We start from the raw sequence: 277 nt of genomic DNA, 5'->3' as shown, positions 1-277 counted from the left end.
TAAACTTAATGTATAAAATTCAACGTTCATGCTGTTGTACAAAACCAATGGCCGCGCAGGGTTAAATATTACCTGGTGTTTTTCCATTAATGGCATTAGTAACGTAGGGAAGTTTTCCCCAGAAAAAACGACGTACTTTTTAATTAATGATTCTATTAATTCTAGGTCATGGCTCGTTTGGCCTTTACGGTTAATTTCTAACACGCTTTTACATTGATCATTAGTAACCACAATGTGTTCAGCATCAGTTACTGGAATGTTCAGTGGCATATTATCG

Annotated in this window: 1 protein-coding gene; it reads right to left on the bottom strand. The window is 35.7% G+C overall.

Annotated elements, in window-relative coordinates:
• Positions 1-277 (bottom strand): DUF3581 family protein (locus tag V6256_RS15310; protein WP_341599117.1); only part of this gene is annotated, 277 nt, incomplete at both ends.

This window comes from Psychromonas aquatilis (assembly GCF_038155185.1).
Lineage (GTDB): Bacteria > Pseudomonadota > Gammaproteobacteria > Enterobacterales > Psychromonadaceae > Psychromonas > Psychromonas aquatilis.
This window is presented reverse-complemented; position numbering and strand designations above follow the sequence as displayed.